21 protein-coding genes are annotated in these 21,113 nt (G+C 44.0%); 12 read left to right on the forward strand and 9 right to left on the reverse strand.

What is annotated here, in order from left to right:
- Positions 1-2: 2 nt before the first annotated feature.
- Positions 3-1,247: a type IX secretion system plug protein domain-containing protein gene (locus tag FG28_RS11490; RefSeq protein WP_036382957.1), complete on the reverse strand. Its 1,245-nt coding sequence runs from the start codon at positions 1,245-1,247 to the stop codon at positions 3-5.
- Positions 1,248-1,398: 151 nt separating this feature from the next.
- Here FG28_RS11490 and FG28_RS11495 point away from each other — a divergent pair, with 151 nt between their 5' ends.
- The 8 genes from FG28_RS11495 to FG28_RS11530 all read left to right on the forward strand — a co-directional run bounded on the left by FG28_RS11495 (position 1,399) and on the right by FG28_RS11530 (position 8,940).
- Positions 1,399-2,751, forward strand: a complete 1,353-nt coding sequence (locus FG28_RS11495) for a Na(+)-translocating NADH-quinone reductase subunit A (protein ID WP_036382958.1) — start codon at positions 1,399-1,401, stop codon at positions 2,749-2,751.
- Position 2,752: 1 nt separating this feature from the next.
- Positions 2,753-4,018 carry an NADH:ubiquinone reductase (Na(+)-transporting) subunit B gene (locus FG28_RS11500; RefSeq protein WP_036382959.1) on the forward strand — a complete coding sequence of 422 codons (1,266 nt, stop codon included), beginning with the start codon at positions 2,753-2,755 and terminating at the stop codon, positions 4,016-4,018.
- Positions 4,019-4,020: 2 nt separating this feature from the next.
- Positions 4,021-4,770, forward strand: coding sequence for a Na(+)-translocating NADH-quinone reductase subunit C (locus FG28_RS11505; RefSeq protein WP_036382961.1), 750 nt, complete (start codon positions 4,021-4,023; stop codon positions 4,768-4,770).
- A 1-nt stretch (position 4,771) separates the two neighbouring features.
- Positions 4,772-5,419, forward strand: coding sequence for an NADH:ubiquinone reductase (Na(+)-transporting) subunit D (locus tag FG28_RS11510; protein WP_036382962.1), 648 nt, complete (start codon positions 4,772-4,774; stop codon positions 5,417-5,419).
- Positions 5,420-5,430: 11 nt separating this feature from the next.
- Positions 5,431-6,174, forward strand: a complete 744-nt coding sequence (gene nqrE / locus FG28_RS11515) for an NADH:ubiquinone reductase (Na(+)-transporting) subunit E (RefSeq protein ID WP_036382965.1) — start codon at positions 5,431-5,433, stop codon at positions 6,172-6,174.
- Between the two features lie 2 nt (positions 6,175-6,176).
- On the forward strand, positions 6,177-7,487 hold the full coding sequence (gene nqrF, locus FG28_RS11520) for an NADH:ubiquinone reductase (Na(+)-transporting) subunit F (RefSeq protein WP_036382968.1): 1,311 nt from the start codon (positions 6,177-6,179) through the stop codon (positions 7,485-7,487).
- Between the two features lie 88 nt (positions 7,488-7,575).
- Positions 7,576-7,935 carry a hypothetical protein gene (locus FG28_RS11525; RefSeq protein WP_036382970.1) on the forward strand — a complete coding sequence of 120 codons (360 nt, stop codon included), beginning with the start codon at positions 7,576-7,578 and terminating at the stop codon, positions 7,933-7,935.
- The gene (locus tag FG28_RS11530; RefSeq protein WP_036382972.1) at positions 7,936-8,940 is read left to right on the forward strand and encodes an FAD:protein FMN transferase; all 1,005 of its coding nucleotides are present in this window, start codon (positions 7,936-7,938) and stop codon (positions 8,938-8,940) included.
- Here FG28_RS11530 and FG28_RS11535 read toward each other — a convergent pair whose 3' ends face one another.
- The 3 genes from FG28_RS11535 to gpmI are packed head-to-tail and all read right to left on the reverse strand — an operon-like array spanning position 8,941 to position 12,106.
- A complete protein-coding gene (locus FG28_RS11535; protein ID WP_036382974.1) occupies positions 8,941-9,705 on the reverse strand; it encodes a class I SAM-dependent methyltransferase in 765 nt (254 codons plus the stop codon).
- 19 nt (positions 9,706-9,724) lie between these two features.
- A complete protein-coding gene (gene map / locus FG28_RS11540) occupies positions 9,725-10,543 on the reverse strand; it encodes a type I methionyl aminopeptidase (protein ID WP_036382976.1) in 819 nt (272 codons plus the stop codon).
- A gap of 45 nt (positions 10,544-10,588) precedes the next feature.
- The gene (gpmI, locus tag FG28_RS11545) at positions 10,589-12,106 is read right to left on the reverse strand and encodes a 2,3-bisphosphoglycerate-independent phosphoglycerate mutase (protein ID WP_036382979.1); all 1,518 of its coding nucleotides are present in this window, start codon (positions 12,104-12,106) and stop codon (positions 10,589-10,591) included.
- Between the two features lie 208 nt (positions 12,107-12,314).
- Between gpmI and FG28_RS11550 the strand changes: the two genes are divergently transcribed.
- On the forward strand, positions 12,315-12,701 hold the full coding sequence (locus FG28_RS11550) for an ankyrin repeat domain-containing protein (protein ID WP_036382981.1): 387 nt from the start codon (positions 12,315-12,317) through the stop codon (positions 12,699-12,701).
- A 96-nt stretch (positions 12,702-12,797) separates the two neighbouring features.
- Here FG28_RS11550 and FG28_RS20795 read toward each other — a convergent pair whose 3' ends face one another.
- The 5 genes from FG28_RS20795 to FG28_RS11570 form a co-directional block, all read right to left on the reverse strand.
- Positions 12,798-12,965: a DUF6747 family protein gene (locus FG28_RS20795; RefSeq protein ID WP_176712395.1), complete on the reverse strand. Its 168-nt coding sequence runs from the start codon at positions 12,963-12,965 to the stop codon at positions 12,798-12,800.
- 117 nt (positions 12,966-13,082) lie between these two features.
- Positions 13,083-13,847: a M48 family metalloprotease gene (locus FG28_RS11555; protein WP_036382984.1), complete on the reverse strand. Its 765-nt coding sequence runs from the start codon at positions 13,845-13,847 to the stop codon at positions 13,083-13,085.
- A 41-nt stretch (positions 13,848-13,888) separates the two neighbouring features.
- The gene (locus FG28_RS11560; RefSeq protein WP_036382985.1) at positions 13,889-14,623 is read right to left on the reverse strand and encodes a M15 family metallopeptidase; all 735 of its coding nucleotides are present in this window, start codon (positions 14,621-14,623) and stop codon (positions 13,889-13,891) included.
- A 78-nt stretch (positions 14,624-14,701) separates the two neighbouring features.
- The gene (locus FG28_RS11565) at positions 14,702-15,862 is read right to left on the reverse strand and encodes a gliding motility-associated C-terminal domain-containing protein (RefSeq protein ID WP_036382987.1); all 1,161 of its coding nucleotides are present in this window, start codon (positions 15,860-15,862) and stop codon (positions 14,702-14,704) included.
- Positions 15,863-15,865: 3 nt separating this feature from the next.
- Positions 15,866-18,277 (reverse strand): hypothetical protein, encoded by a 2,412-nt coding sequence (locus tag FG28_RS11570; protein ID WP_156102269.1) that lies wholly within the window; start codon positions 18,275-18,277, stop codon positions 15,866-15,868.
- 213 nt (positions 18,278-18,490) lie between these two features.
- On the opposite strand from FG28_RS11570, the gene FG28_RS11575 reads away from it, so the two are divergent.
- The 3 genes from FG28_RS11575 (at position 18,491) to FG28_RS11590 (ending at position 21,083) form a co-directional block, all read left to right on the forward strand.
- Positions 18,491-19,231 (forward strand): carboxypeptidase-like regulatory domain-containing protein, encoded by a 741-nt coding sequence (locus tag FG28_RS11575; RefSeq protein ID WP_036382992.1) that lies wholly within the window; start codon positions 18,491-18,493, stop codon positions 19,229-19,231.
- The gene (locus FG28_RS11580) at positions 19,228-20,037 is read left to right on the forward strand and encodes a carboxypeptidase-like regulatory domain-containing protein (RefSeq protein ID WP_036382994.1); all 810 of its coding nucleotides are present in this window, start codon (positions 19,228-19,230) and stop codon (positions 20,035-20,037) included. Before FG28_RS11575 ends, FG28_RS11580 begins: the two co-directional genes overlap by 4 nt.
- Before the next feature lie 527 nt (positions 20,038-20,564).
- Positions 20,565-21,083, forward strand: a complete 519-nt coding sequence (locus FG28_RS11590; RefSeq protein ID WP_036382998.1) for a DUF6702 family protein — start codon at positions 20,565-20,567, stop codon at positions 21,081-21,083.
- Positions 21,084-21,113 lie beyond the last annotated feature (30 nt).

Here is a 21,113-nt window from a genome sequence, read left to right on the forward strand (position 1 = left end):
AATTAATTACTTATTGTTCTGGAGTTGACGGAACCTATACCTATTATACTGTCATACAGATCTCCAAAATTTCTGTAATACACTAAAATGAGGTAGTTGTTTTCGGTAAAATGGAAATTGCCGCTCACATAGTTGAGCTCTAAAGTGCCATCGGCACGCTCCACCACATATTTGTAGTTGTAAAAACCTTGTTTCATCATAAGAGTGACCTCAAACTTTCCTGTGTCTTGATTGAATGTCATTCTATTTTCTTCCGAAAGGTCATAATTGTTGAACTTTCCCACCACATAGACATTGTCCAATCCTATTTCATTGGTGTAGGGAAGACTAAAGTGTACCTTGGTGTATTCCGCTTCGCGGGAAACATCCTCTCCTTGCAACGTCCGCACCACAAAATCCCCATTAATATCGGGGAAATAGGTGTATGGCCTATCATAACGAAATTCATTGGTGAACAGGTAATGGTTGTAAACATCCCCAAATTCCACCCGAGATATGGCAAATGAAGGAGATCTTAGGTCTTTGGTGTCGAAATTCAAGAATTCATTACCTCCAAAAAAACTGGTTTCCTGATCATATTTATAGACCAGTTCCGATCCAATGGTAAACTGCGGTTTGATGTTGTACAGGGCCGTAGGCCAAAAATGGTTCTGTAAAATAGCGACCTTCACTTCATTTTTGGGGTTTACCACAGGAAATCCGGCCGTATTTATGTTGAACTGCACCACCTGTTTTTCGTTCAGAAAATTAAAATCACGGGAACGTTTCACTGTACCGCCCACTGCAACGGCATCCCGGTATACCACGAACCTTCGGGAAAATTGAAGCTCTCCATAGCTGTTGTAAATTTCCAGCACATAGTTTCCACTGACCTTCAACCGAACATTTTCATTGGGAATGGTCAATCTATAATTGGAATAGGGTTGTAAGGTGGTGTAACTGTTCTCGTAATCAATGATGCGTTGGTTGTCATTCCCTACCAAATATTGGGATTTTAAGAGTTGGGATGGGGTCCAATCGTAATCGCAGTGAATAATTTTATAATAGTAATCCTGTTCCCTTGCCGTTAGATCATCAAATTCCAGGGTCATGGATTCCCCCAGCAAAATCACGGGAAATTGGTCTTCCGTGGGGCCCCTAAATATGATGGTCTTTATGTTTTCCGGGGGATTTACCTCTTCCTGTACCTGGGCAAAAATGCTGGACACAAAGAACCAAAGAAATATTTGTTTGATCAAAAAGCGCATTACGGCCTTATTTTTTGGGTAAAGGTAAACAAAAAGTATGCCTTGGGAATTTAGCTCGATGTAATCCCATTTTTATGGTTAATTATTATGAAAACATACCTTTTAGTGCTAAATTTGCCACCGATTTTGATAACAAAAGGTCTACAACAATATGTCTAAAGACATCCGGATTAGAAAGGGGTTGGATATCAACCTCATCGGGGCAGCAGAACAGACTACTTCCAAAGCCGTTTTAAGTAACGTGTATGCCCTAAACCTAAATGATTTTCACGGAATCACCCCAAAAATGCTCATAAAGCAAGGGGAAGAGGTAAAAGCGGGAGAACCACTTTTTTATAACAAGAACAACGAAGAAATGCACTTTGTGTCTCCCGTAAGTGGAGAATTGGTGGAAATTGTTCGTGGGGCTAGAAGAAAAATCTTGACGCTCAAGATTCTTGCGGATAAAACCCAAAAGTACACCCAAAGCAAGGTTCCTGACCTTGATACGGCGGATGCGGCGACCATTAAGACTTTCTTGTTGCAAAATGGGGGCTGGCCCTTTATCAAACAGCGTCCTTATGATGTCATTGCCGATCCAGATGTAACCCCCAAGGCCATATTTGTATCAGCATATACCACTGCGCCTTTGGCGGCCAATGCAGACTACGTGCTCAGGGATAAAGAACAGGAGTTGGGAGCTGCGGTAATGGCATTGCGCAAATTGACCCCAGGTAAAATCCACGTTACTGTTGGGAAATCCGGAAGGTCTCCTTTTTTGGATGTGGAAGGAATTGAATTACATAAAATATCGGGGCCACACCCAGCGGGATTGGTGGGAACCCAAATCAATAAAATTGACCCTATCAATAAAGGGGAGACGGTTTGGACCATTTCGCCCCAAGATATGGTGCTCATTGGTGAATTGTTGTTGACAGGAAAGTTCAATGCAGAGCGTATTGTTGCATTGGCGGGGTCTATTATCAAAAGTCCTCAATATTACACCACCAAAATCGGTGCGGAAATCTCAACTTTTCTATATGCCAGTGGCGTAAATGAAGATAGGTATCGATTGATCAATGGCGATGTGCTTACCGGAACCAAAACCAATACCGAAGGTCATTTGGGCTACTACAATAACACCGTTACAGCCATTCCTGAAGGGGATGATTATGATTTCTTCGGATGGAATAGACCTATTTTCAATAAAATTTCAACCACTAGGGCACTCACCTTTTCTTGGCTACAGCCCAAGAAAAAATACAATTTAGATACCAATACCAATGGTGAGCACAGAGCTTTTGTGGTCACGGGTCAATATGAGCAGGTGTTTCCCATGGACATCTACCCACTTCAATTGTTGAAGGCCTGTATGGTAGGGGATTTGGACGACATGGAGCAATTGGGGCTTTACGAAGTGGCCCCAGAGGACTTTTCGCTCACAGAATTTATATGCATATCAAAACAACCACACCAGCAGATAATCAGGGAAGGATTGGACTTGTTGCAAAAAGAACTAGGATAATATGGGAATGAAAGAAAAATTACATCAGCTGAAGTTAAAGTATCAGGGCAAAAAAATGGCTCCGGCCTTCAATGCGCTGCATACATTTCTCTATACACCCAACGAAACAACGCATTCTGGTAGCCATATTCGTGGAGCGGACGACCTAAAGCGTACCATGAACACGGTGATCATGGCCTTGGTGCCCTGTTTGCTGTTCGGAATGTTCAATGCAGGGTATCAGCATTACTCCGCCATTAATGGTTTTCCAGTGGATTTTGACCTGTTTGAGCACTTTCTGACCTGGGACAATTTCTTGGTGGGCATCACCACGGTTTTGCCTTTGGTGATTGTTTCCTACGGAGTGGGTCTTGCCATCGAATTCTTGTTCGCGGTAATCAAGGGCCATGAAGTTGAAGAAGGCTATTTGGTGACAGGAATGTTGGTTCCTTTGATCATTCCTGTGGACACACCCCTTTGGATGTTGGCCGTAGCGGTCGCTTTTGGCGTGGTCATTGGTAAAGAAGTTTTTGGGGGAACCGGAATGAATATCTTAAACCCGGCGTTGACCATCCGTGCCTTCTTGTTCTTTGCCTATCCAACTTGGATGAGTGGGGACAAGGTTTGGGTGCACGGCGCAAAAGATGGAATTACCCAAGCGGGTTCCACCGATGCCATTTCTGGGGAAACCGTTCTAGGGTATCTGGCACAGGGCAATACGGACACAGGATACTCCTTGGCCGATATGTTCTACGGTTTTATTCCCGGTTCTGTGGGAGAAACGTCTACCTTATTGATTGTATTGGGTGGTCTGTTCCTGATTTTCTCCAAAATAGCCTCATGGCGCATTATGTTGAGCGCCGTATTGGGCTCTTTGGCCATGGGATTGATTTTTAATGGAATTGTAGATGCCGGTTGGTTGCCAGAATACAGTAAATTCTACACCTTGATGAGCTTCCCGTACTGGCAGCATTTGTTGGTGGGTGGTCTCATCTTCGGTATTGTGTTCATGGCCACCGATCCCGTAACGGGCTCCCAGACCAATAAAGGGAAATGGATTTACGGTTTCTTGATCGGATTTATGTCCGTCATGATCCGTGTGTTCAACCCAGGATACCCAGAAGGCGTTTTCTTGGCAATACTGTTGATGAACGTGTTTGCCCCTACTATTGATCACTACGTGATAAAGGGCAATATCAAAAAGAGATTGAAACGATTGAAGACAGCAACCATTTATCCCAAAGCTTCGGATGAAGAAGTTGATGCATTAAAAACGGAAACAGCTTAATTATGTCAGTCAATACAGAAAAAAATAGCTACACTGTAGTTTTCGCGGTCTTGATGGTAATCGTTGTAGGTTCCCTTCTTGCCTTTTTGGCATCGGCACTAAAGCCGAAGGTTGATGAAAACCAGCGATTTGAAAAGCAGCAGAACATCCTCTATGCCATGGGGGTAAATGACAATGAGGGTGAAGGCAGTGTGAACTTTGTACCCACTTCGGAAGTGGAAAGTGAGTTTTCAAAATACATCAAGGAACAGTTGGTTATTGAAGGCTCAGAGGCCAAGGAGAAAGACAATGCCTACTTGATTGACATGAAAAAGCAACTCAGTACCATCAAAAGCGGTGGTAATGCTGAATTACCTCTATTAATAGGTGAGAAAGACGGCAAGGAGTATTACATCATTCCACTTTACGGAAAAGGATTGTGGGATGCCATCTGGGGCTTTATGTCCGTGGATGAGAACATGGTGGTACAAGGCGTTTTCTTTGATCACAAAGGGGAAACACCCGGACTTGGAGCCAACATTAACCAGCGTTTCTTTATGGATGATTTTGTTGGAGAATCCATTATGGACGGCAACAGCTATGCTGGGATTGCCGTGGCCAAGGGAAATGGAGACCCGTTGAACGAGAACAAGGACGATAATGAAGTGGATGCCTTGGCGGGTGCCACCATTACCGGGAACGGGGTCACTGCCATGATCAAAGACGCCCTGAAGCTTTACAAACCTTATTTAGAAACTATTAGAAAAAAATAATATGGCGCTACTATCAAAAAAAGATACAAATCTGATATTAGATCCTTTGGCGGACAACAACCCCATTACCATTCAGGTATTGGGAATCTGTTCGGCCCTGGCAATTACTGCAGAACTAAAAGCTTCGGTGGTAATGGCAATTTCAGTATTGTTTGTGCTTGGGGTGGGTAACGTGGTCATTTCTTTACTACGTAATATCATCCCGGCAAAAATCAGGATTATTGTACAGCTGGTCGTTGTGGCCGCGCTGGTAATTATTGTGGATCAGGTACTGAAAGCCTTTGCCTATGAATTGAGCAAAACACTGTCTGTATTTGTGGGATTGATCATTACCAACTGTATCATCATGGGACGTTTTGAGGCTTTTGCTTTGGGCAATGGACCTTGGAAATCCTTCTTGGACGGTATAGGAAATGCCCTGGGATATGGAGTTATTTTGGTCATCGTTGGATTTTTCAGGGAGCTTTTGGGTTCTGGGACCTTATTTGGATTCAAGGTCTTGGGAGATCCTGTGGCCAAAACCGGATTGTATGCCTTGGGATACGAGAACAATGGCTTTATGATCATTCCCCCAGCAGCATTGATTGTAGTGGGAATCATCATTTGGGTGCAACGTTCCAAGAATAGAGCGTTGATAGAAGAAGCATAAACTAGGAAGATATGGAACATTTAGAATTATTTTTTAAGTCGATTTTTATAGACAATATGGTGTTTTCGGTCTTTCTGGGAATGTGTTCCTATTTGGCCGTATCCAAAAAAGTATCCACAGCCGTAGGTTTGGGAGCTGCCGTCATCTTCGTTTTGGGGGTTACCGTTCCGTTAAACTGGTTGTTGGATCAATATTTGTTGAAAGATGGGGCATTGGCCTGGATGGGACCAGAATATGCCGACTATGATTTAGGGTTCCTTTCCTTTATCCTGTTTATCGCAACCATTGCCACCATGGTACAATTGGTAGAGATTGTGGTGGAGAAGTTTTCTCCAGCACTCTACAATTCCTTGGGTATCTTTTTACCATTGATTGCGGTGAACTGTGCTATTTTGGGAGGTTCCTTATTTATGCAGACCCGTGAGATTCCAAATATTGGATTGGCCTTTAATTATGGTATTAGTTCTGGGATTGGTTGGTTCTTGGCCATTTTGGCGATTGCCGCAATTCGTGAAAAAATTCGCTATTCCAATGTACCGGCCCCGTTGCGTGGTTTGGGCATCACCTTCATCATCACAGGATTGATGGGAATAGGTTTTCAAAGCTTTGGGGGTATGCTAACCGGTGACAATGAGCCACCTGAAGGAACAGAGACCACCACGGTAAAAGCTGAGAACAAAGAAGAAAAAGAAATTAAAAAGGAGATTGAGGACAAAGAAAAAGCAGTTTCCTATAACGAAGTTATAAACAAATAAAGATGATATTAGCCGCAAGTACTGGAGGTACTATTTTAATTACCGTAGTAGCTTTTCTTATTTTGTTGTTATTGTTGGTGGCCCTATTGCTGTTCACCAAGGAAAAACTGTCTCCTTCAGGTCCGGTGACCATTACCATTAATGGTGAAAAAGAATTGGAAGTGGGATCAGGAGGGTCATTGCTTTCCACTTTGGGAAATCAAAAAATATTCTTGCCTTCCGCTTGTGGGGGAGGTGGAACCTGCATCCAGTGCGAGTGCCATGTGCTCTCCGGAGGCGGTGAGGCATTGCCAACTGAAACGCCACACTTTTCCAAAAAGGAACTGCGTGAAGGAGCCCGTTTGGCTTGTCAGGTAAAGGTGAAGCAAGACATGGAAATCACCATTCCGGAAGAGGTCTTTGGTATTAAAAAGTGGGATGCCAAAGTGGTACGGAACTACAACGTGGCCTCGTTCATCAAGGAATTTGTGGTTGAGATTCCAGAGGAAATGAACTATAAAGCTGGTGGATACATTCAAATTGAGATTCCGCCCTGCGAAGTAAAATATGCTGATATAGACATCACCGCCCACCCCGAAGAACATGAAACTCCGGATAAATTCCAGGCCGAGTGGGACAAGTTCAATCTGTGGCCCTTGGTGATGAAGAATCCAGAGACTGTGGAGCGCGCTTATTCCATGGCCTCCTATCCTGCTGAAGGACGCGAGATCATGTTGAACGTTCGTATAGCCACACCACCATGGGATCGCTCTAAAAATGGATGGATGGATGTAAATCCCGGGATTGCCTCATCCTATATCTTTGGTTTGAAAAAAGGTGACCCAGTGACCATTTCTGGACCCTTCGGTGAATTCTTCATCAACGAGTCAGATGCCGAAATGCTTTATGTTGGTGGTGGAGCCGGAATGGCGCCTATGCGTTCGCACCTATATCACTTGTTCAAGACCTTAAAGACCAACAGAAAGGTGACCTACTGGTACGGAGGTCGTTCCAAGAGGGAGTTGTTCTATATTGAGCACTTCAAGGAATTGGAACGAAATTTCCCTAACTTTAAGTTCTACATGGCACTTTCAGAACCTTTGGAAGAAGACAACTGGAAGGTCAAAAAAGATATTAACGACGAAGAAGGTGATGGTTTTGTTGGATTTATCCATAACTGTGTTATCGATAATTATTTGAATCACCACGAAACTCCGGAGGATATTGAACTGTATTTCTGTGGTCCACCATTGATGAACAAAGCTGTTCAGAAAATGGGAGAGGACTTTGGTATTCCAGATGAAAATATCAGGTTCGATGACTTTGGAGGATAAATCAAAGTTAAACGTCACCTCAAGCGCAGTCGAGAGGTAGTTAATCATAAAAACCAACCGATGCCAACGCATCGGTTTTTTTATCCATATGGGAAGAGAATTAACAGCGCAGGAACTTCATAATCTGGCCATGAACATTGTAGGTCATGAGTTGGAAGCCGACGGCTTTGAGTTTATGGCCATCAACAGTAAACTCAAGAAAAATCCGCAATATGTTTGTCTCAAAGAAAAAGTGCTGCATTTTATTGTGGTTCGGAATGTGGAATTTCCCCTTAACCCCAGGGAGTACGATGAGGAATTGATGGAAACGGTCAAGAACCATGCAGAAAAGTTTGAGGCCAAAACCTATTTTGCTGGAGTCGGGCTTTCCAATGCCGCCGACCAAGAACTTCCGTTGTGTTTGGATGAAGAATATATTGTGGATTATCAAGGACTTATTGAGATATAAATGTTGAAAAACGCACTTCTTTTAACCGTAGCCATATTGCTTTTGGGATGTAATTCCCCCTCATGGGTAAAAAACCTGAATAGTGGTGGAGCCTTGGGTACTTCGTATTCCATTATTTACATTTCTGATGAAACCTTGGACTACCAAAAAGAGATTGACTCTGTTTTTCAAGCAGTGAACCAATCCATGTCCACTTACGTGCCCACTTCGGATATTTCAAAAATCAACGAAGGGGATTCCACAGTGGTGGTAGATGACATGTTCAAGGAAGTTTTTGCTATTTCCTCTAACGTACATCAAGCCTCAAATGGCTATTTTGACCCCACTATTGGTGTTTTGGCCAACGCTTGGGGATTTGGTCCTGGGGAGCAGATTGAGTTGGACAGCCTTAAGGTAGATAGCTTGTTGAACTATGTGGGATGGGAAAAAGTGCAGTTGAATAGTGATAATACCATTACTAAGGCAAACTCCGCCATCCGTTTTGACTTTAATGCGGTGGCAAAAGGCTACGCCATTGACCGTTTGGGTGCCCTGTTGGATGCCAAAGGCACAGACAATTATTTGGTTGAAGTAGGGGGAGAGGTTTTGGCCAAGGGAACCAATCTTGTTTCGGGAAAGCAATGGACCGTGGGCATTGACGATCCCCAGGTAGAAACGGGTCGCCAATTAAAATTGATTGTAACCTTGGAAGATAAGGCCATGGCTTCGTCAGGCAACTACCGCAAGTTTCGGATTGATTCGGAAACAGGAGAAAAGTACGTCCACACTATAAACCCCAAGACGGGTTATACCCAAAATTCGTATGTTTTGGCAACGAGTGTGGTCGCCAATACCTGTGCCGTTGCAGATGCCTATGCCACAACTTTTATGGCGATGGATTTAGAGGAATCCAAGAAGGTTTTGGCTGAACATACAGAATTGGAGGCGTATATCATCTACTTGGATGAAAATGGGGATACCAAAGAGTTTATGACCTCTGGTTTCGAGACGTTTGTAAAGCAATAATCACTTTTTCACAAAGGGGATAATCTCGCCTTTGGCCAATCGGTATTTTTCCACCTCCTCCACTGGAAGCGTCTGCGTATAATCCACTTCTTCAACAGTAAACCCTACGTCACGGAGTTTATCAAAATAGTCTCTTCCGTAGATACGCACATGGTCATACTGACCAAAGATTCTGGCTCGCTCTTTTTTGTCGGTGATAGCATCATCCTCAAAGGTCTTTTCCCGTTTCAAATCCTGTGGAATTTGAAAGATGCCCCAACCACTAGGTTTCATAACGCGGTAGAGCTCTTGCATGGCCTTCGTATCATCGGGAATATGTTCCAATACATGATTGCAGAGAATCACATCAAAGCTGTTATCTTCAAAAGGAAGATTGCAAATATCCGCTTTTACTTCTGCCAAGGGAGAATTTAGATCTGTTGTGGTGTACTTTATGTTGTACAACTTTTTAAATCGCTTATAGAAAGCTTGTTCCGGGGCAAAATGGAGCACTTTGTGCGGTTGGGTGAAGAAATCCGTCTCGTTTACCAGATAGAGCCACAACAGTCTATGTCTCTCCAATGAAAGCGTGGAGGGGGAGAGCACGTTTTCCCTGGGATTCTCATACCCATAGGGTAAAAACTTTTTAAAACTTTTGCCGTCAATGGGGTCCGTGAACTTGGTTCCCTTTAGGGAAAAGGCTATCAATGGCCGTACCCAATAGCTTAATCGTATAAGTAAAGGTCTTGGAATTAGATTGAGGAAAAACTTGAATATATCTGACACGAATCACACTAATTGATGCTTAAAGTACCAATTTCTTACTTCTGAACTCATCCTCCTCATCACTGGTGATGCCCAAGGCATCATAAATGTATTGAAAAGTGGAGAGCAACTCTGGTTTTCCATCCACTAAAGCTACGTCATGCTCAAAATGCGCACTGGGCTTACCATCTGCAGTGAGAATGGTCCATCCGTCCTTCAATTGCTTAATGCGTCGGGTCCCCATATTGATCATGGGCTCTATGGCCACCACCATACCGTTGACAAATTTTTTCCCTCGTCCGCGTTTTCCATAGTTGGGCATTTGGGGGTCTTCATGGAGCTCTCTTCCCAAACCATGACCCACCAATTCGCGTACCACGCCATAGCCATGGTCTTCAGTGTATTTTTGGATGGCATAGCCTACATCTCCAACTCGGTTTCCTTCTTTAAACTCCCTGATTCCGATGTAAAGGGATTCTTTGGTGACCTTGAGCAGTTTTTTGGTTTCTTCAGCTACTTCGCCAACTTCGAAGGTATAGGCGTGGTCTCCGTAAAACCCATTTTTCAGTGCCCCACAATCCACAGAAACAATATCACCTTCTTTTAGAGGGTCATTGTTGGGTATGCCATGCACTACCTGCGCATTGGGACTCCAATTTAAGGTATTTGGAAAATCGTACATGCCCAAAAAACCGGGTTCTGCACCTTGTTCCCGAATGAATTCCTCGGCCATTTTATCCAACTTTAATGGAACGGCCCCTGGCTTGATTTCCTTGGCCAATAGGCCCAAAGTTTTGGAAACCACCAAAGCACTTTCGCGCATCAGTTCAATTTCCTCTGCTGTCTTTACGTGAATCATAGCCGCAAAGATAAATTGAATCTATGGATTATGGCGAATTTTGCTCTAAACCAATGGTTTTTGGGTCATAAGTTCGGGTTGTGGAATGCCTATCATTTTTAGAATGGTAGGGGCAATATCACCCAAAACACCACCCTTGATTTCCTTTATGTCCTTATCCACAAGAATCAAAGGAACTGGATTGGTGGTATGTGCAGTATTTGGGCTTCCATCTGGGTTGATCATGGTGTCGCAATTTCCGTGGTCTGCAATAACAATGGTGGAATAGCCATTTTCCAATCCCGCTGTAATGACATCCTTGGCACATTCATCCACCGTTTCACAGGCTTTTATGGCAGCTTCCATAACTCCGGTATGGCCCACCATATCAGGATTGGCAAAGTTGAGGCATATAAAATCAGCCTCTCCTTTTTTGAGTTCCGGGATAATCGCATCCCGAATATCATACGCACTCATTTCGGGCTGCAGGTCATACGTGGCCACTTTTGGTGATGGGCATAGGATACGTTGCTCGCCTTCAAAAGGTTCTTCCCGCCCTCCGTTGAAGAAAAAGGTTACGTGTGGATATTTTTCAGTCTCTGCAATACGAATCTGCTTTTTGCCATTTTTAGCCAATACTTCGCCCAAAGTATCCTTGATGTTTTCTTTGTCATAGACCACTTTTATGCCTTTGAACGAATCGTCATAATTGGTCATGGTAACGTAGTACAGATCCATTTTGTGCATGTTCTGCTCGTGAAAATCCTGCTGGCTCAAGACCTGTGTAAGTTCACGACCACGATCTGTCCTAAAGTTGAAGAAGACAATCACATCACCTTCTGTTATTTTGGTTAATGGTTGGCCATTTTCTCCTGTCAAAACCAATGGTTTTATAAATTCATCGGTGACCCCTGCATCATAACTTTTTTGCATGGCATCGCTAATGTCCTTAACTTTTTCACCTTCGGCATTTACCATGACATCATAGGCCAATTTTACACGTTCCCATCTTTTATCACGGTCCATGGCGTAATATCTTCCAACCACAGTTGCCAGCTTGGCATTCTTGTCCGAGCAGAAATGGGTAAGGTCAATCAAGAAACCTTTTCCGCTTTTGGGGTCCACGTCACGTCCATCGGTAAAGGCATGGATAAAGGAATTTTGAACCCCGCTGTCGTCAGCAGCCTTGATCAAGGCTTTTAAGTGATCTATGTGGCTATGCACCCCACCATCACTGACCAAACCCAAAAAATGAACGGCTTTGTCATTGCTCTTGGCATAGTCAAAGGCATCCTTTAACACTTTTTCGTCTTTCAAGGTGTCTTCTTTGACCGCTTTATTGATTTTGGCCAGATCCTGATAGACAATTCTACCGGCACCTAAATTCATGTGGCCCACCTCACTGTTTCCCATTTGACCTTCCGGCAGTCCAACGTTCATTCCATCGGTAAGTAGGTTGGCATTGGGGTATTGGGTATATAGCGAATCAACAAAGGGTGTATTGGCTTGTGCAATGGCAGAAACTTTTGGATCCGGGGATTTTCCCCAGCCATCCAAAATCATAAGGATTGTCTTCTTGTTCATGGTGTAAAATTGTACTTCAAAAATAAAGTGATCTGGTTGGATGCCCTAGCTTTTCGTAAGTTTTTATAGTTATGGATTTAATAATTATCAGGCACTTAAAATGAAGCATTGTTAAAATTTAGTTATTTAACTGTTAATGCTGTAACATTTGCCCCTGGGAGAAGTCTACTTTTGTAACAGTTTAATCCATAAACAAAAACAATTCATCATGAAAAAAACAATCCTAACAGTAGCTGCATTTTGCATGCTAGTAGCAACTGGCGTTTCTGCCAATGAACCTAAATCAGATGTGAATCTGAATGTATCCGCCCTGCCCGTTGAGGTCAATTCTTTTTGTAAGGCCATTATGCAAGGCGATGTAGAGACTGTTAAAAAACTTATTGAGCTTGGTGAGGATGTCAATGAAAAATCCCTTGGGATGGCTCCTGTACATTTTGCAGCCCGTTACAACCAAGCAGAAATCTTGAAACTGCTTATTGAAAACGGAGCAAACTTTAAAAGACGTTCCGATCAAGGATATACTGCTAAAAAATATGCCGAAATGTCCAATGCCGCTGAAGCACTTGCCGTTTTGGAAGATGCTATGAAAAAATAAAAGGAGTTTATTCATTCAAAGCAAAAAGCCCATCCAAAGGATGGGCTTTTTTTTCTCATTTACTTGTAGTGTCCTGTAAAAGAGTATATGTTGGGCTTAGAATTCAAAGCCAGTAAAAGCTCTATAAAAAAACGCATACAACGCCATCATCAACATGATGCCACAAAATACGGAATACCCTTTTAAAAAAAGTACAATAAAGCTCGGTTTACAATCGTCAAATGCCTCTACGTAGAGGTTCTTAAAGTGTACTAGTGTTCCCATGTGTTCTCGTTTTTGGATAGCACAAACGGGATAAGAAAACAATTGTAGGATTTGGGGGTATATCAAAGATACGCAAATCTTTGCAAAGGTCTTTTTTTCTCGATAAACGTGTCGAATCTATCGACCTGAATATTTTTTAATGACTTCCTTTATCCTTTCTATCCGGTTTTCGGGGTCTGGATGCGTGCTTTGAAATTCGGGTACACGGTCCGGTCCGGCAGCCGCCTTTAAAATCTCCATGACCTTGATCATCTCATAGGGATCATACCCGGATTGGACCATGAACAGGACACCCAGTTCATCACTTTCCAGTTCATCGTCCCTGCCATTTTTCAATAAGGTGTTCTGACCAATGCCTGCCACCACGCTTCCCATATCGCCACCCACAGAGGCACCTGTGGCCAGGGTTTGCCAAAAATTGCTTTCCGCGATCCGTTCCGCAGAGTGCCTACCGATCACGTGGCCTATTTCGTGCCCCAACACTCCGGCCAATTGGGCTTCATTGAGTTGGGAAAACAGCGCATAGGTGATAAAACATTGCCCTCCGGGCAAGGCAAAGGCATTGATGGTACGATCATCGGCCAAGAGGTGAAAGTCGTATTCATAAGGTGTTTCACGGGCAATACTGCTATTGACCAGCTTTTTGCCCACGGCATCCACCAAGGCCTGCATTCGTTCATCAGGGTAGAGACCACCATACTGCTGAGCCATTTCCGGAACACTTTGCAGCCCAATGGCAATCTCCTGTTCTGCGGTCATGTTTATGTTTTGGACCCTTCCGGTATAGGGATTCTCTTCTTGGTTGTTGCAACGGCGGATAAAAGCGAAGGCCACAATGGCCAGTCCGATCAGGATGCGGATTCTCCAACTTCCTCTTCTCATGATGGTCGTGTTCTATACGAATGAAGATACGAAAAAAAGCACTACAACAGGGCTGGATTTATGTCCAGGATATTGTCTTGAATGTAGGTTTTAATGAAGCCTGTGGTAAAGTGTTCCGCGCCGTAAAATTCCTCTTTTTGAAGCAAACGCAGAATGTTGATTTTCCTGTAGGCCGTTAACATGGGAATGGAAATGGGGGCGTAGCTATAATGCCAAGGCTCATACTTGAAGCCCCTTCGTTTGGGTTCGTTGGTGTAGACGAGGTGGAATCCAAATTTTTCCGAGTTTTCATCCAGCCACAGTTTAAAATTTTCAAAGGGACCGCCTTTTTCAAATTTTTCGGGAACCAAAACATCGCCTGAAACCTTGGGATAGCCATCAATAATGTCAATATCGGTGCCCCAATGATGCCTGCTGGTACCCGGAATGGTGGAATATTCAATGATCTTGTCTATGGCCTGCAGGGGTTCCAAGCCTTCATCTTCGGTAAACGCTAAATATTTTCGCTCCCAAATGCTTGCTTGATGGTAAAAATCCCGGTAACTGGAAACCATTTTAATATCGAAACCATCCGTGTAGGCGGCTTTTTTCATTTCCACAAAAGACTCATAGGCCTCTTTTCTAAGGTTGATGCCCTCACCAAAGAGATCTATAACAGCCTTGCCCATCAATTCGTCAGTGGAATATTCATCAGAAATAAAATGCGGAAAAACTGGAGGTAGGGAACAGGCCAAACCGGAAATGGATGCTGTTTTAACAAAAGTCCTTCGTTTCATGGAATTGATTTTTGTGCCAAGGTAAGAAGTATTTTTTTGTCAAGGAAGCTACACTATTTGCTGGTGATGGATTGGGGACTATCGGTCTAAAAACAGAAAACCAGTGTATTCCAGTCCTAGATCATCCAATGTGACCAGGTAAAAATAGACACCTTCGGGCAGACCGATTTCGCGGTTGGTGTAAAGACTTCCCGCATTGGACATCCCATAAAACTCATTGATATAGTTGATTTTCTCATAGACTTTTTGTCCAAGCCGATTGTAGATGATCAAACTGTTGTTGGGCGATTCTTCCATGCCCTCAATCACCAAAAAATCGTTGGTCCCATCGCCATTGGGACTCAAAAAATAGTTGCCCAAGGTAGGATTGTCCACAGCAAAGGTGTCTGTGGGCAGGGGAATGGTGCCAAACGTAATGGCGGCAAAATCATTGGGAACAAAGGTGTTGGAGGTTAAAAAGCCTTCGGTAATATCACCGCTAATGGCGGCGTTGCCAATAATGGTCCATTGGTTGGAAGCTTTGTTCCATCCTATTAATCTAACCGATTCCAGAGAGGCATTGGGAATAAGGCCCAATCCGCTCCGGGCGTTCCAACTGATGGTGACCTGGGCCGGTACGCTGCTCTGCACAATCCAGAATTCCGTGTCGCTCACGGTACCAATGTCCCGTACCTTTTCGTTGACATCAAAACTTTGGGTGATGGATATGGGTGAGGAAGGGTCTTCAAAAAAATAGGCGCAGATGGCCAAAGGTGTTGTTCCCTGCGAATCCAAGGTCAAGGACCGAAGTTGGTTCTCATCGCCTACGGGGAATTGAAAAACATCCCGGTCGGTGATGGCGGCAAACCCGGTTATTTTTCTATCATTGGCCTGCTCGGTATAGGTACCTTGGTCCATAAAATTAAGATAGACCGATGGGTCGTTGAGGGTGGTAAGAATGTTGCCCTCAATAAAATTGAGGTTGTTCCGCACATTTACCGAATTCCGTAAAAAAATATTGTTGGGCACCATCACCTCCATATCCCAAAGGGTTGGTGGTATATTGCCCGCTACCTGGATAACGTTGCTCTCGTAAAAGCCTACCAAGCCCTCGGTTTGATCAAAGGCGGAATCGTTGATAAAACTGGTATGGAACCCCAAATTGCCATGCACCTGCATATTGCCCGCATGATACAGGCCAGTTTGGGCGTGTAGCACACTGCCCAATAGCAAAATGGATATGTGGAGGAGGGGTTTCAAGGGTTAGAAGTTAAAAATGGTAAATGACCAGTTTTTATCAATTGGATTAATCTGTGTTTCTGGAATGTTGACAGTATCTCCTCCACTATCCCCGTATGGCATAAATGGAGATACAATTTCTTTAATTTCCACAGTAAAGCTAGTATTTGTGACTCCGCTAATATTTAAAATAACATCATTGGTTCCATTACTTTCCACACTAGTGTTGACCACATAATTTGTTGACCCCAAATCTGCAAAATTTACGGTGTAAACCCCTGTACCATTGACATGGTCAACTGAAGTGATGTTGAGTTCGCTTAGTGGTATGTTTCCTGTTGCATCTATTTTACCAGCAACGGCAGGTCCTCCAAAGTTTGCTCTGGGTTCCCATAGTGGGTCGCCGGCAACATCAGTGGTGAGGACGCTATTGGCATCGGCAGCCCCCAGTGTTCCTATTTTGGCCAATGTTACTGAATCATCGGCAAGCTCATCCGTATCAATTCCTTGTGCGTTTACATCTAATGTATAGGGGTCCGCCAGGGTTCCCGCCCCTGACCTAGTCAATGTTCCATCGGTGGCGTTTGTAACTTCGTTACCCACAATTCCATCGGTCTCGGTAATGGTCAATGTCGATGGATCTACCAAAACCCAGTCGGTTCCGTTCCACTGCATGAGTTCACCGGCAGTGGTCCCGTTAGCGATCTTGGCAAGTGTCACCGCGTCATTGATGATTTCGTTGTCCGATATTCCGTTGGTGGATACTCCCAGTGTATAGGGGTCCGCCAAGGTTCCTGCCCCTGACCTAGTCAATGTTCCATCGGTGGCGTTTGTAACTTCGTTACCCACAATTCCATCGATCTCGGTAATGGTCAATGTCGATGGATCTACCAAAACCCAGTCGGTTCCGTTCCACTGCATGAGTTCTCCTGCGGTTGTTCCATTGGCAAGTTTTAGGAGCGTAACAGCATCATTCGCAATTTCATTGTCCGAGATTCCGTTGGTTGAGACCCCAAGTGTGTAGGGATCCGCCAAGGTTCCTGCCCCTGACCTAGTCAATGTTCCATCGGTGGCGTTTGTAACTTCGTTACCCACAATTCCATCGGTCTCGGTAATGGTCAATGTCGATGGATCTACCAAAACCCAGTCGGTTCCGTTCCACTGCATGAGTTCTCCTGCGGTTGTTCCATTGGCAAGTTTTAGGAGCGTAACAGCATCATTCGCAATTTCATTGTCCGAGATTCCGTTGGTTGAGACCCCAAGTGTGTAGGGATCCGCCAAGGTTCCCGCTCCTGACCTAGTCAATGTTCCATCGGTGGCGTTTGTAACTTCGTTACCCACAATTCCATCGGTCTCGGTAATGGTCAATGTCGATGGATCTACCAAAACCCAGTCGGTTCCGTTCCACTGCATGAGTTCACCGGCAGTGGTCCCGTTAGCGATCTTGGCAAGTGTCACCGCGTCATTGATGATTTCGTTGTCCGATATTCCGTTGGTGGATACTCCCAGTGTATAGGGGTCCGCCAAGGTGCCTGCCCCTGACCTAGTCAATGTTCCATCGGTGGCGTTTGTAACTTCGTTACCCACAATTCCATCGATCTCGGTAATGGTCAATGTCGATGGATCTACCAAAACCCAGTCGGTTCCGTTCCACTGCATGAGTTCTCCTGCGGTTGTTCCATTGGCAAGTTTTAGGAGCGTAACAGCATCATTCGCAATTTCATTGTCCGAGATTCCGTTGGTTGAGACCCCAAGTGTGTAGGGATCCGCCAAGGTTCCCGCTCCTGATCTTGTCAATGTTCCATCGGTCACATTCGTTACCTCATTCCCCACAACACCATCTAGCTCAGTAACACTAATGTCCGCTTCGGAGATCAAGGTCCAATCGGTACCATTCCATTGCATGAGTTGCCCGGCCAAAGTGCCATCTTCCAATTTTTCAAGCCCAACCCCGCCATTTTGTAGTTCCCTTACCCCAACGGTTTGAGGGGCCAAATCGCTACCAAACAAGGTACCGTTGTATACATTGTCGCCCGTAATCTGGTTCACCTCAAAATTATAGTTGATGCCATCCGGAGTTTCGGTTTGGGTCACTACCACAGTACTGTCTCTAGAGTCGGGAGCGGTGTTAAAAACTGCTTCACTGCGTACGGTAAACGAGTTGTCCAACGCCTCACAGATGTTGATCCATTCCACACCGTTATAGTAGTGGATACATTCTTCATCGGTATTGTAGACCAAGGCACCCGGCAACGGGCTAATGGTGCTCATTTGGGCCGTGGTGACCCGCGTGATGACCAGCACGCGATTGCTGCTTTCCAATTCCAGAACAGAGGCGGGGTCCAAATTTTGGGGATTATTGCCAATTTTTACCTGGGCTTTCAGGGAAGAGAATAGCAGTAGGGTAACGATCAAAAAGACAATTTGCGTTTTCACAGTGTTTGATATTTGAGGTTTCCAAACGGAATCCACAAAACTAAACTTATGATTGGATTTTACTAATAAATCCCGTTCAAAAGGCGAAGTTCACAGGTGAACGGATACCCTTTTTAAAAGTACGCCCCAGGAGAATTAACAAAAGTTTAGAACAGCTTTCCTTTTTTATATGGGCTTCAAGAGTTTTCTTTAACTTGGGCTAAATGCTTTCTTATGAAAAATATAGTTTTGATTCTGTTTTCGTTGCTTTTCACCAGTCTGTCCATGGCACAGGAGGACCGACAATTGTTGCGCGGAAAAGTGCTGTACCGCAGCACCAATGTGCCCAACGAGAACGTGATCAATTCTACCTCGGGAAATGCCACGATCACCAACGACGATGGGGAGTATGCCATTATGGTAAAAGTGGGTGACCAGTTGGTCTTTACCGCGGTGAACTACCAATTGGAGGTAATTACCATTACCGAGGAAATTCTACAGAACAATCGCTTGGTAGTGGAGGTGACCGAAAAGGTGCGGGAGTTGGACGAGGTGGTGGTGACCCCTGAAAACCAAGAACGGTTTTTGGAGGTGAAGAATGAGGATTTTAAACAATTTGATTACGAAATTGACCGAAGCACGGAGGTTGAAAACGTGGCCGAGTCCCGAACGGTGCGTGGCATGCGGGACGGTCTTAATTTTGTGAATATTTTTAAGGCGCTTTTTAAATCCAATGAGGCAGCGGGTGTGCAAAGGGCCCCACTTAAGGTCAGCGAGGTACTTCGGCATGTGTATGACGATGAGTTTTTTGTGGTGGATCTTAAGCTGCCGCAAGACAAAATAGATGCCTTTTTATTGTATTGTGATGATAAAATTCCTTCCCAGACCTTGTTGCGCAAGGAAAACGAGTTTCAATTGATTGATTTTTTGGTGACCCAGAGCAAGGCTTTTTTGACGGAGTTGAATGAGGAATGAAAAAACTTCTTTTCCCATTACTATGTTTATGCACACTTTGGGCGACGGCTCAAGATGGTAGCCGTAAAATATTGAGGGGTGCGGTCACCAGCACCACTGAGGATGTTGTGGGCGTTGTGGTCCAAAATATTTCTTCTGAAGATGCCGTGATCACAGATATTGATGGGAATTTCACCATTAGGGTGCAGGTGAATGACACTTTGGTGTTTTCTGCAGTGCACTTTCAAAGAAAGCTGCTTCCTGTTACCAAACCGCTGTACAATTCCAACTTTGTGACCGTTCCCATGGAAGAATTTGTAAATGAATTGCGAGAGGTGGTGGTGAGTCCGTATAACCTTTCTGGTGTTTTGGATAAAGATCTTGAAAAACTCCCTGCCCAAAGAGTGGTGGACGCCGAAGCACTGGGGCTGCCCAATGCCAATGCCAAGGATTTTACCCAAAGTGAACGATTGCTCAAGGAGGCATCTTCCATGAGTATTAAAGGTGGTGGTGGACTTGGCGGGGCTGGAGGTGCTGTGTCCCTCAATCCCATTATCAATGCCATTACGGGTCGTACCAAAATGTTGAAGAATCGGGTAAAGGTGGACAATACTTATGCTCGGACGCAGCGGGTACAGGATTTTTATGTGGATTCGCTTTTTGTGACCACCTTGAAGATTCCCATGGAAAAAATTAAGGATTTTATGTATTTCTGCGAGGTGGACGAAGCGTTTCAAACCACGGTTGATTCACAAGACAAGTTGAAAATATGGGATTTTATGGTGCAAAAAAGTAGAGTGTACCGGGAGAACAATAACTTGGATTGAAGTCGGAAGTCGGAAGTCGGAAGTTGGAAGTGAGACCCTGAGTGCCCGCATGACGGACATGCAAGCAGTCGAAGGGGCAGTTTTGAAGATTCAAGTATCAAGAATCAAGTTCAAGAATCAAGAGAAAACAACCTTCATGCTAATTTGTGTCAGGAACCAATAGTGAGATTCTTCACTCGGTTTGCTCGTTCAGAATGATAATTCGATTAGCAGTGGACAAAACCTAAATATCAGGAGTAAGAATCAAGGGTCAAGTTCAAGTTCAAGTTCCAAAATACCAAATTCCATTAACCATTAACCATTAACCAAGAGTCAAGAATCAAGTTCAAGTTCAAGTTCAAGTTCAAAATTCCAATAAGCAAGAGCCAAGTAACAAATATCAAATTCCAATAACCAATACCGATTTTTTGTCTTTTTTCCAATATATCAGGTCCAGTATCTAAAAAGTAGATTTTGGCAAGTCTTTTGCATAAAAATCCCATGAAATCCTGTAACATTGCCCCAGTATTGGAGTCAAATACCTTAGTATGATGAAAATGAAAACAGCAAGGAACCTGCTATTGCCATTTTTGGCAGTGCTCTTTTTGTCATTCACATCAGCCCATAAATTCTACGTTAGTGTCACTAATGTGGTGTATGCTGAGGAAGAGGATGCATTTCAGATTACCAGTCGCATTTTTATTGATGATTTGGATGACCTTTTGGAAGAGCGGTATGGCATTAAATCCAAGTTGGCCACACCCAATGAGTCAAAAGTGGCCGATGAATACATAGAAAAATATTTCAGGGCCAAATTTGCCATGGAACTCAATGGTAAACCAGCCGAATATAATTTTTTGGGAAAGGAATATGACAATGATGTGGTCATCTGCTATCTTGAAATTCCCAAAGTAGGCTTCCCAACGTTGAAATCCATATCCGTCCAAAATGAGATCCTCACCGATTTGTTTGAGGAACAACAGAACGTGGTCCACCTAAAATGGAAGGGACACAAGAAGAGTTTTGTGCTCATCAAGGAAAATAATAAAGGAATGTTAAACTTGTAACGTATTGTTAACGATTGGTTAAAAAAGAGC

Source organism: Muricauda sp. MAR_2010_75 (assembly GCF_000745185.1).
Lineage (GTDB): Bacteria > Bacteroidota > Bacteroidia > Flavobacteriales > Flavobacteriaceae > Flagellimonas.

Bases quoted from the DNA above. Each gene is read 5' to 3' on its own strand.
- nqrE (WP_036382965.1), top strand. From the start codon at position 5,431: ATGGAACATTTAGAATTATTTTTTAAGTCGATTTTTATAGACAATATG.
- FG28_RS11525 (WP_036382970.1), top strand. From the start codon at position 7,576: ATGGGAAGAGAATTAACAGCGCAGGAACTTCATAATCTGGCCATGAAC.
- FG28_RS11590 (WP_036382998.1), top strand. From the start codon at position 20,565: ATGATGAAAATGAAAACAGCAAGGAACCTGCTATTGCCATTTTTGGCA.
- FG28_RS11560 (WP_036382985.1), bottom strand. From the start codon at position 14,623: ATGAAACGAAGGACTTTTGTTAAAACAGCATCCATTTCCGGTTTGGCC.
- FG28_RS11575 (WP_036382992.1), top strand. From the start codon at position 18,491: ATGAAAAATATAGTTTTGATTCTGTTTTCGTTGCTTTTCACCAGTCTG.
- FG28_RS11500 (WP_036382959.1), top strand. From the start codon at position 2,753: ATGGGAATGAAAGAAAAATTACATCAGCTGAAGTTAAAGTATCAGGGC.
- FG28_RS11510 (WP_036382962.1), top strand. From the start codon at position 4,772: ATGGCGCTACTATCAAAAAAAGATACAAATCTGATATTAGATCCTTTG.
- FG28_RS11550 (WP_036382981.1), top strand. From the start codon at position 12,315: ATGAAAAAAACAATCCTAACAGTAGCTGCATTTTGCATGCTAGTAGCA.
- FG28_RS11495 (WP_036382958.1), top strand. From the start codon at position 1,399: ATGTCTAAAGACATCCGGATTAGAAAGGGGTTGGATATCAACCTCATC.
- FG28_RS11490 (WP_036382957.1), bottom strand. From the start codon at position 1,247: ATGCGCTTTTTGATCAAACAAATATTTCTTTGGTTCTTTGTGTCCAGC.
- nqrF (WP_036382968.1), top strand. From the start codon at position 6,177: ATGATATTAGCCGCAAGTACTGGAGGTACTATTTTAATTACCGTAGTA.
- gpmI (WP_036382979.1), bottom strand. From the start codon at position 12,106: ATGAACAAGAAGACAATCCTTATGATTTTGGATGGCTGGGGAAAATCC.
- FG28_RS11505 (WP_036382961.1), top strand. From the start codon at position 4,021: ATGTCAGTCAATACAGAAAAAAATAGCTACACTGTAGTTTTCGCGGTC.
- FG28_RS11530 (WP_036382972.1), top strand. From the start codon at position 7,936: ATGTTGAAAAACGCACTTCTTTTAACCGTAGCCATATTGCTTTTGGGA.
- map (WP_036382976.1), bottom strand. From the start codon at position 10,543: ATGATTCACGTAAAGACAGCAGAGGAAATTGAACTGATGCGCGAAAGT.
- FG28_RS11555 (WP_036382984.1), bottom strand. From the start codon at position 13,847: ATGAGAAGAGGAAGTTGGAGAATCCGCATCCTGATCGGACTGGCCATT.
- FG28_RS11580 (WP_036382994.1), top strand. From the start codon at position 19,228: ATGAAAAAACTTCTTTTCCCATTACTATGTTTATGCACACTTTGGGCG.
- FG28_RS20795 (WP_176712395.1), bottom strand. From the start codon at position 12,965: ATGGGAACACTAGTACACTTTAAGAACCTCTACGTAGAGGCATTTGAC.